At 54.2% G+C, this 9,328-nt stretch carries 7 protein-coding genes, 2 tRNA genes and 1 pseudogene; 2 read left to right on the top strand and 8 right to left on the bottom strand.

The window, feature by feature from the left end; all coding sequences use genetic code 11:
- Positions 1-26: 26 nt before the first annotated feature.
- Together ACIQ0R_RS08725 and ACIQ0R_RS08720 are read right to left on the bottom strand one after the other, a co-directional pair.
- Positions 27-1,196, bottom strand: a complete 1,170-nt coding sequence (locus ACIQ0R_RS08725; RefSeq protein WP_395826249.1) for a molybdopterin cofactor-binding domain-containing protein — start codon at positions 1,194-1,196, stop codon at positions 27-29.
- A gap of 3 nt (positions 1,197-1,199) precedes the next feature.
- Complete coding sequence (locus ACIQ0R_RS08720) at positions 1,200-1,427, bottom strand: hypothetical protein (RefSeq protein WP_395826247.1); 228 nt, start codon at positions 1,425-1,427, stop codon at positions 1,200-1,202.
- A 37-nt stretch (positions 1,428-1,464) separates the two neighbouring features.
- On the opposite strand from ACIQ0R_RS08720, the gene ACIQ0R_RS08715 reads away from it, so the two are divergent.
- Positions 1,465-1,938, top strand: coding sequence for a hypothetical protein (locus ACIQ0R_RS08715; RefSeq protein WP_395826245.1), 474 nt, complete (start codon positions 1,465-1,467; stop codon positions 1,936-1,938).
- Positions 1,939-2,044: 106 nt separating this feature from the next.
- Here ACIQ0R_RS08715 and ACIQ0R_RS08710 read toward each other — a convergent pair whose 3' ends face one another.
- The gene (locus tag ACIQ0R_RS08710; protein ID WP_395826243.1) at positions 2,045-2,773 is read right to left on the bottom strand and encodes an ABC transporter ATP-binding protein; all 729 of its coding nucleotides are present in this window, start codon (positions 2,771-2,773) and stop codon (positions 2,045-2,047) included.
- 28 nt (positions 2,774-2,801) lie between these two features.
- On the opposite strand from ACIQ0R_RS08710, the gene ACIQ0R_RS08705 reads away from it, so the two are divergent.
- The gene (locus ACIQ0R_RS08705; protein WP_395826241.1) at positions 2,802-3,494 is read left to right on the top strand and encodes an arylesterase; all 693 of its coding nucleotides are present in this window, start codon (positions 2,802-2,804) and stop codon (positions 3,492-3,494) included.
- 79 nt (positions 3,495-3,573) lie between these two features.
- Here ACIQ0R_RS08705 and ACIQ0R_RS08700 read toward each other — a convergent pair whose 3' ends face one another.
- The 5 genes and pseudogenes from ACIQ0R_RS08700 to lon all read right to left on the bottom strand — a co-directional run bounded on the left by ACIQ0R_RS08700 (position 3,574) and on the right by lon (position 8,886).
- Positions 3,574-5,514 (bottom strand): SurA N-terminal domain-containing protein, encoded by a 1,941-nt coding sequence (locus tag ACIQ0R_RS08700; RefSeq protein WP_395826239.1) that lies wholly within the window; start codon positions 5,512-5,514, stop codon positions 3,574-3,576.
- A 99-nt stretch (positions 5,515-5,613) separates the two neighbouring features.
- A tRNA-Asp gene (locus ACIQ0R_RS08695) sits at positions 5,614-5,690 on the bottom strand.
- Positions 5,691-5,740: 50 nt separating this feature from the next.
- A tRNA-Val gene (locus tag ACIQ0R_RS08690) sits at positions 5,741-5,816 on the bottom strand.
- 100 nt (positions 5,817-5,916) lie between these two features.
- Positions 5,917-6,187: pseudogene (locus ACIQ0R_RS08685) on the bottom strand (HU family DNA-binding protein).
- 287 nt (positions 6,188-6,474) lie between these two features.
- Complete coding sequence (gene lon, locus ACIQ0R_RS08680) at positions 6,475-8,886, bottom strand: endopeptidase La (RefSeq protein WP_395826237.1); 2,412 nt, start codon at positions 8,884-8,886, stop codon at positions 6,475-6,477.
- Between the last annotated feature and the right edge of the window lie 442 nt (positions 8,887-9,328).

Raw genomic sequence — 9,328 nt, 5'->3', positions numbered from 1 at the left:
TTAGATGACTGGCTCACTGAGCAACATCAGGAAAAACAGGCGGCATAAAAGCCACCTGTTGGAAGACGAAAAATCGAGGGAAGCTCAGTTTCCAGCTTGCGTCCGAAACCGCCGCCGAGCAACATCGCATTTACCTTCACATTTTCGCTGCCGACTCCAGCCACCCTGGCGGCAACGTCGACGGCGATACTGGGCACTTGCGTCGATACCCACAACTGCACCTTGCCGTCCTTGACCTGAGCAGTGCAGTTGACCGGCTCCATCGTGGCGTGCGCCAGAAATGGCGCACTGTACGTGGCCTGCAACTGAATCCGGCTGCCGGCGGGAATGGTGATATCAGGCTCGCCACTGTTATGATAAATAAAACCGGATTCGCTCGACAGACTATCTGCGAGCTGGCTGAATATGGTGTCATTAGACCAGCCAGAGGCGCTGCCCTCGCTCCATTCGATCGATAATTTCTCAGCCGCCCGCTTGGCTTGCCAGAAGCTTTTGGCAATCACAGCAACACCGGCAGTTGCGCCGGAATGTTGGCGTATTGCCGATGAAAAATCGACCACTTTGACAACCCCCGGCAGCGCGGCAATAGTGGCGGCGTCAAAGCGCCGCAAGCTGCTGCCAAACACCGGTGCCATCCTGAGCGCCGCATATTGCATGCCCGCTGGCCGCGCATCAATACCGAACAGTGCACTGCCATCCACTTTAGCGGCGGAATCACGCCGAGGTAATGGCTGGCCGATCAACTTGAAATCGGCGGCACGCTTTAATGTAACCTTGCCGGGATCGAGACCGGCGGCATCGACAGCCAAAGCGCCGTAACCGATTTGCCGACCATCGGCATGCGACACCAAGCCATCCGCGGTTGTGCAATCTGCGGGCGCCGCCTGCCATCGCCGCGCGGCCGCCTGCACCAGCATTGCCCGGGCCGAAGCCCCTGCCAGCCGCATCGGCTGCCAGGCATCCCTGACACTGGACGAGCCGCCGGTAATCATGATGCCCAATTCGCGCCCAACCTTGGCGGTGAGCCACAGCGCCGCGTCCTTCAGCGCCCCGGAGTCGTCCGGATGAAATGGTAGCGCCTCCGACCAGAGCGCTACGTTGCCGTAGATGGCGTCAATCGGAGCCGGCTCGATACGCACCTGCGACAACGGCACATCCAGCTCTTCGGCCACCAGCGTGGGCAATGCCGTATGCACACCTTACCCCATCTCGTTGCGCGGCATGGCAACCGTCACAATACCCTCGGCGTCAATCTTGAGCCAGCCATTCAAGGCAATTTGCCCATGCTCGGCGGGCAGCGGGCGAGCGCCATTGAGTCGTTGTCGCGGCGGCATGACTCCCCACCCGACGATCAAAGCCCCGCCCAGACCGAGGCCGCCGAGAATGAAGCGGCGGCGTGATCTTTTCTTTGGTTTGGCGTCTTGCATATCAAGCCCTGTAGTTAAGACATTCTCAGGAAAAACAATGCCACTTGAAACCGCTTTTGAAACCGCTTTTGAAACCGCTTTTGAAACCGCTTTTGAAACCGCTTTTGAAACCGCTTTTGAAACCGCTTTTGAAACCGCTTTTGAAACCGCTTTTGAAACCGCTTTTGAAACCGCTTCGCAACTTATTTCATTTTCCCCACAAGGCAAGCAACGCAACCACCAGAGACAGCATCGCAATCCCGAGCGCGAGTCCGCAAAGCATGTTTGCACGTTTAAGCTTGTGCTCGACCGTCTGCACTTCTTGCTCCAACAAGGGCAGCGCGGTCTTAAATTGTTCCGCAAGCCCCTTGATATCGCCAATATTTTGCAACGAGGCACTTTGCAGTTCAGTCACCTGCTGCTGCAATATCTGAATCTGACCTTCCTCGGTGCTGCCTTTGCGGCGCGTAAAGACCGGCACCGCAACCGCAATAATATCGGTCGCATACGGGAGCACTGCCTTGGTCACTGAAAGCCATGCCGACATGCCGCTTCTCCATTCCTTATTTTCTGCATTCGACGCCGAAGCTCAACATAATCTGTGGTCGGCTACAGATCGCACAGATCGCACAAATTACTCAACCGGCTTGCTGAAAAATCTGCCGTCCACCCGGACTAGCCTGCCCCGGGCTCAGCACACGGCCGGCTGCAATCGTCACCGTCTGCCGGCATTGCATGGCGATCGACGTATCGTGTGCGACCAGCACGAGGGTAGACCCGCGCTCTTGATTCAACTCAAACATCAGCCGGATCACCGCATCGCCGGTTGCGGCATCCAGACTACCGGTCGGCTCATCGGCAAATAACAGCGGCGGCTCGGTGACAAAGGCGCGCGCCAACGCCACCCGCTGCTGTTCGCCGCCAGACAAATATTTAGGATAGTGACGCAAGCGCGTCGCCAACCCGACCCGCTCCAACTTAGCCTCGGCCTTTTCTCGGGCATCTTTTTCACCACGCAGCTCAAGCGGCAACATGACATTTTCCAACGCGTTCAAATGCCCCAACAGTTGAAACGACTGGAAGACAAAGCCGAGTTTCTCCTTGCGCAAGCCAGCTCGCCCGTCCTCATCCAGCGCAAAAATATCCGTGCCGTCGATGCACACCGTTCCAGACGATGGCGCATCCAGGCCCGCGAGGAGACCCAGCAAGGTTGACTTGCCCGAACCAGAGGCGCCGACGATGGCCAACGTCGCGCCACTATGTACGTTAAAGTTGATATCATTGAGAATCACCAGCTCGCCGCTGGCGTCGGCCACGCGCTTGCTCAGATGCTTGACATCGATGGCGGGCGCCTTGGGGCTTCCCATCACAGGAATAACAAAAGAGGATTCATGCATGCAGATTGTCTACTCCCGATTTGGAAATGGTGTTGAACGATTGATCGCTGGCATGCCCGGCAAGATTACCGGCAGCGTGCGCATTGTTGCCTTTTTGCTTGGCCTGCTCGGCCTAGTATGGACGAACAATGCATATTCTGCATCAAAATCGATTCTGGTGTTAGGTGACAGCCTTTCAGCCGAATACGGTCTGGCACGAGGCAGCGGCTGGGTGGCGTTGCTGCAACAGCGTCTGAAGCATGAAAACTTCGACTACAACATCATCAATGCCAGCATCAGTGGCGAAACCACCAGCGGCGGCAACACCCGCCTGCCGGCATTATTACAACAACAACCGGACATTCTCATCCTTGAGCTGGGTGCCAACGATGCATTACGTGGCTTGCAACTAAGTGCCACCCAAACCAACCTGCGCAGTATGATCGATGCTACTCATAAGGCTAAAGCCAAAGTACTGTTGGTAGGTATGCGGATTCCGCCCAATTACGGGCGCGATTACACCGAAAAATTCTTTTCGCTCTACGGCACACTGGCAAAGCAAACCAAAGTGTCGCTGGTGCCCTTCCTGCTGGCGGACGTACCGGACACGCCAACAATGTTTCAGGCTGATCGCATCCATCCGACCGCGCAGGCACATCCGATCATATTGAAGAATATCTGGTCAGGATTATCGCCACTGCTCACTAAATAAACGTGCAAACAAAAAACCACTTGAATCAAGTGGTTTTTTGTTTGCGCCACCGTCAGGGCGCGCGGCGATGATATATGCCTTACTGACTATCGCTGCCAACTGACGATGATGCGACAGATTTCAATATCTTGACCTTCGCCTTCTCTTTCAATACATCTACGTACGCCAGCATTTCCTGCTGCGCCACTACTGCCGTAATCTGCTGCTGCTCCGAGGTACGACGCGCCTGATCGACATTGGCCGGCTGCACAACCTTGCCGATGCGATACAACGCATAACCTTGCTGCGGCAACTCAACACCAACAAACGCTGGCAACTTGCTGACATCGGCCTTCATGACGGCATCGAATTCCAGAGGATTGACGCCTTGACTCTTAACCCGCGATACAGTCTGCGATGCGCCGAAGCCTGTGGTGCTATCTTGCGCCTTCAGCGCTGCCAACTTTTCTTGGCCAGCTTTTTTAGCCAACGCGATCTCTTCAGTGCGCGTCACCTTATCGCGAATTATTGCCTCGACTTCTTCAAACGCACGCTTCGTCACCGGTTTGTAGTCAACCACGTGGCCGGCAATGAACGTATTCGGAGCAATTTCAACTGCTTCGGTATTGTGCTTGTTCTGCAACGACTCGGTCGAATACAGCGCGGTCAGGAATTTCTGGTTATTGAACGGAGCCGTTGGTGCCACGGCAGGATTAACCTGGCGACCGAGATTGTCGGCAGTCTGAATCTGCAGATGCATTTTGTCGGCCACAGATTTCAAACTGTCGGCCTGTTCGTACACTGTATTGCTGAATGTTTCAGCCAACTCAGCAAACTTCTTTGCCGCCAGTTGCTTTTTAATCTCACCGCCAATATCCGCCTTGACCTGATCCAAAGGCTTTACCTGAGCCGGCTTGATACCGGTCAGCTCGATGATGTGATAACCGAAATCGGACTGCACCAGATCACTGATCTCGCCTTGCTTCAATTTGGCCGCGGCATCCTCAAATGGCTTGACCATCATGCCGTTGGCGAAGTAACCGAGATCGCCACCCATTTCTGCCGAAGCCGTATCTTGCGAATTGGCCTTGGCCAATTTGGCAAAGTCGGCAGGATTCTTGCGCGCCTGAGCCAGCAGGCTCTCGGCCTTGGCTTTGGCGGCAGCCAGCTCGGCTGCCGGAGCATCCCTCTTGACCGAGATCAGGATATGACTGGCGCGACGCTCTTCCGGAGTGGTGTAGCGAGCCACATTACTGTCGTAATAAGACTTGATGTCGGCATCGCTGACCGTGACCTGGGCAGCCGCCGCGGCGCTATCGAGCACGACATACTCGGCCTTGATACGTTCAGGGATTTCAAATTCCTTAGCGTTCTTAGCGTAGTAATCCTGCAGCATGGCATCAGTAACCTTTACCTGAGCAGCGTAATCCCTGGCCTTAAACAGCAATTCCTGTACCTCGCGCTCCTGGTCTCCGATATCGGACAGACGCGTTGCCACTGTTTTTGGCGTAAATGCGGTGGCTTGCACGGCACCACTCAGTTGCTGCATCGCCAAATCCTGGCGCAAGCGGGCCGCATACGAAACTTGCGTCATGCCCTGGGCCGCCAACAACTGATTGAACAACTTGCTGTCGAATTTACCGTCAGCACCGACCAGGTTGGGAAACATGCCAAGAATTGTCTGCTGCAACACCGGATCCGACACGGTCAGACGCTTGCGGGTCGCTGTGGCAGCCAGAACGCGTTGCCAGATCAGGTTGTCCAACACACCTTGCTTGGCCTCTGGCGTCTCCAGCATTTTTGGATCGAAGCGTTCACCAAACGCTTGCTGCATGCGGCTCATCTGATCGCGCAATGCGGCATCCCAATCTTGGTGGGTGATCGGCTGCCCCGCAACCTTGGCCACTGTGCTGTCGCTGTCGCTGTCGCTGTCGCCAAAGCTACTATAGCTTTGCAGCCCGACAAGAGCGAAGGAAGGGATAATCAGTAACAACAACAAAAACTGCATCAAGCGCTGATGGGTACGTACAAATTCAAACATGGTCGGCCAATCGAAAACGCGCTGCCAGCAAACAAGGCAGCAATACAAATCGGGGTTGCATATGAAAAAAGGCGAACTTTCGTTCGCCTTTTTGTATTTTGGCGGAGTGGACGGGACTCGAACCCGCGACCCCCGGCGTGACAGGCCAGTATTCTAACCAGCTGAACTACCACTCCTAAAACTGCTGTGAAGATCATCTCTGATCTGCACTTTTTACCTGACTGCGTGGTGGGTGCTGAGAGGCTCGAACTCCCGACCTACGCCTTGTAAGGGCGCCGCTCTACCAACTGAGCTAAGCACCCGTGCCGGCTCTCACTCATCGCTTTAAATAACAAGCCATGAACTGAAATACGCCAATCTAGCCAGTCAAGCTTTTGGCGTTTGTCACCACGCCAAAAAACGTTAGTTTACAGCATCTTTCAAAGCTTTGCCAGGCTTAAATTCAGGAACTTTCATCGCGTTGATCTTGATTGCCTCGCCCGCAAGTAGATTGCGGCCGGCACGCGCGGCGCGCTTACCCACCGAAAAAGCACCGAAGCCGGCCCAGGTCACCGAGTCATTTTTTTACAGTAATTTTCACAGCACCGATCAACGCATCCAGTGCGCGCGTCGATGCAGCTTTGGAACGGTCGGCTGCTTTCATAATATGAGCAATTAATTCGGTTTTGCTCACTTAAGTCGCCGCGCATGAACGGGAATCGAAGTTGGAAATGATGTTTGCATCCATATTATTGCGTGCAGCCATCGCTGACGAGCGCAGGAAAATCTGCCACCCCCATTAAACTAGCAGCAAACCCTTGCCTCAAGCGAATGACAGGCACACCCCGGCAGACTTGAGACAACTGAAGAAACCGCTCAGGTCCGACACCCGAATCGTTTTGACATATAAAAAAGCGCTCTTGCGAGCGCTTTTTTTTGAAAACGGCGGCGCTGCGATTGGCAGCCGCCGCCTGACGTCGACTAATGCTTGACTACGGTAGGATCTGACTTTTCGGTGTTCTTGGTCACCGCCGCATCCAGCACCGCTTCTTCTTCGGTAAGCGGCACCGGCTGACGCTCCAGGGCAATTTCCAGAACTTTGTCGATCCAGCGCACCGGCACGATTTCCAGCTTGTTCTTGACGTTATCCGGAATCTCGGCCAAGTCCTTCACATTCTGCTCTGGAATCAATACGGTCTTGATACCGCCGCGATGCGCAGCCAGCAGCTTCTCTTTCAAACCGCCGATTGGCAAGACCTCGCCACGCAAGGTGATTTCACCTGTCATCGCGACATCGGCGCGCACCGGAATCCCGGTAAAGATAGACACCAATGCGGTTGTCATTCCGACCCCGGCTGATGGCCCATCTTTTGGCGTTGCCCCTTCCGGGACGTGAATGTGGATATCGCTTTTCTCGAATGCCTCGCCCTTGATACCAAGCTTTGCCGCCCGGCTACGCATGACAGTGCGTGCCGCGTCGATCGACTCCTTCATCACATCGCCCAAGGTACCGGTACGAATAATCGCGCCCTTGCCCGGCATCTTGACGGCTTCAATAGTCAGTAACTCACCGCCCACCTCAGTCCAGGCAAGGCCGACCACATGACCGATCTGATTTTCTTTCTCGGCAACGCCGTAGTCAAAGCGCCGCACACCGAGGAATTTATCGATGTTCTTCGATGTCACGGCAACCTTCTTCTCCTGTTTCTTCAACAGCAGCAGCTTGACCACCTTGCGGCAGATCTTAGAGATTTCACGTTCCAGAGAGCGCACCCCGGCTTCACGCGTGTAGTACCGAATGATGTCGCGGATTGCGCCTTCAGCCACAGTGATTTCCTCGGCCTTCAAACCATTGTTCTTGATTTGCTTCGGCAGCAGGTAACGCTGGGCGATGTTAGTCTTTTCATCCTCGGTATAGCCGGACAAACGAATCACTTCCATCCGGTCCAACAATGCCGGCGGAATGTTAAACGAGTTCGACGTCGCCACAAACATCACATCAGACAAGTCGAAATCGACTTCGATGTAATGATCCGAGAACGTATGGTTCTGCTCCGGATCCAGCACTTCCAGCAAAGCCGAGGAAGGATCACCACGGAAATCCATGCCCAGCTTGTCGATCTCATCGAGCAGGAACAACGGATTGCGCACACCGACTTTGGCCAGACTTTGCAAGATCTTACCTGGCATCGAGCCGATGTAAGTGCGACGATGACCGCGAATCTCGGCTTCATCACGCACACCACCCAAAGCCATCCGCACAAACTTACGATTGGTGGCACGGGCGATCGATTGCCCCAACGAGGTTTTACCGACGCCCGGTGGACCGACGAAACAGAGGATTGGCGCCTTGAGCTTATCGACGCGCTGCTGCACGGCGAGATATTCCAGGATGCGTTCCTTGACCTTATCCAGACCATAGTGATCGCCCTCCAGGACTTTCTCAGCATTGCCTAGTTCATTATTGACCTTGGATTTTTTCTTCCATGGCAAACCAACCAATGTATCGATGTAATTGCGCACCACGGTCGCCTCGGCGGACATTGGCGACATCAGCTTGAGCTTCTTCAGTTCGCTCTGGGCTTTTTCGAGCGCTTCCTTGGGCATCTTGGCAGCCAGGATTTTCTTTTCGAGCTCTTCCAGATCGGCGCCTTCTTCGCCTTCATCCAACTCTTTCTGGATCGCCTTGACCTGCTCGTTCAGATAGTATTCGCGCTGCGATTTTTCCATCTGGCGTTTAACCCGGCCGCGGATACGCTTTTCAACCTGCAAGATATCCAGCTCACCTTCAAGCTGCCCCAGCAAGTGCTCATAGCGCTTGGCAATATTGAATATCTCCAGGATCACCTGCTTTTGCTCAAGCTTGAGCGGCAGGTGTGCAGCGATGGTGTCGGCCAGACGGCCGGCATCGTCGCTGCCCGACAGCGAAGCCAGTATCTCAGGCGGAATCTTCTTGTTCAGTTTGACGTATTGGTCGAACTGCTGAACGATGGCGCGACGCATCGCCTCCACTTCAGCCTCATCCCCCAGCTCAGACTCGACCGGCGTGAGGTCGGCGACGAAATGCGTGTCGAGTTCGCTGATGCGATGAATACGGGCGCGCTGCGCACCTTCCACCAATACCTTGACGGTGCCGTCAGGCAATTTCAACATTTGCAAAATGTTGGCGACGCAGCCGATCTCGTAGATATCGTCTGGCGACGGCTCGTCCTTGGCTGCGGCCTTCTGCGCCGCAAGCGTGATGCTCTTGCCCCGCTCCATAGCAGCTTCCAAGGCCTTGATGGACTTCGGGCGGCCGACGAACAAAGGAATCACCATATGCGGGAATACCACCACATCCCGTAAAGGCAAGAGAGGCAACTGAGTTTGTTCAGTAAATGTAGAAGTCGTCATGGCGAGCCTTATCAAAAAAACTTATTAATGATGTTGGCACGAGTGGCCGAAACTCAAGCCCCGGTTTCAACAATAAATCACCACTTCTATTAGCAATGCGCGTTGGTAATGCGTTTGCGATGCGTTTGCGATGCGTTTGCGATGACAAATAAAAAAGCCACACGCGAAGGCTACTTCGGGTGTGGCTTTTCGATTGAAGCCAATTCAATTATGTTTTGGCAAATTGTACTACTTTTGTGTAAAAAGCTTGCGCAAACCCTTACTTTTTAAAAGTCTTTTCAGAAGCTTTTTACAAGCCCGTGAATACATGCTGCCATTCACTGAGCTTCCCCCGAAATTTAGTCTTCCATAGGTAACGTAAAATCAACGATCCTTTGGAAAGACCAGCAATGAAGAAGATACCAAAACAGATGTACACGGCGGAGTTCAAGGAGCTAGCCGT

The organism is Collimonas sp. (assembly GCF_044339385.1).
In the GTDB taxonomy this organism is placed as follows: Bacteria; Pseudomonadota; Gammaproteobacteria; order Burkholderiales; family Burkholderiaceae_D; genus Collimonas.
The sequence above is the reverse complement of the archived record's forward strand: the minus strand, read 5'-3'. Positions and strand labels throughout refer to the sequence as shown.

Excerpts from the sequence above, each read along its gene's own strand:
- ACIQ0R_RS08715 (WP_395826245.1), top strand. The coding sequence starts at position 1,465 with ATGCCACTTGAAACCGCTTTTGAAACCGCTTTTGAAACCGCTTTTGAA.
- ACIQ0R_RS08710 (WP_395826243.1), bottom strand. The coding sequence starts at position 2,773 with ATGGGAAGCCCCAAGGCGCCCGCCATCGATGTCAAGCATCTGAGCAAG.
- lon (WP_395826237.1), bottom strand. The coding sequence starts at position 8,886 with ATGACGACTTCTACATTTACTGAACAAACTCAGTTGCCTCTCTTGCCT.
- ACIQ0R_RS08705 (WP_395826241.1), top strand. The coding sequence starts at position 2,802 with ATGCAGATTGTCTACTCCCGATTTGGAAATGGTGTTGAACGATTGATC.
- ACIQ0R_RS08720 (WP_395826247.1), bottom strand. The coding sequence starts at position 1,427 with ATGCAAGACGCCAAACCAAAGAAAAGATCACGCCGCCGCTTCATTCTC.
- ACIQ0R_RS08700 (WP_395826239.1), bottom strand. The coding sequence starts at position 5,514 with ATGTTTGAATTTGTACGTACCCATCAGCGCTTGATGCAGTTTTTGTTG.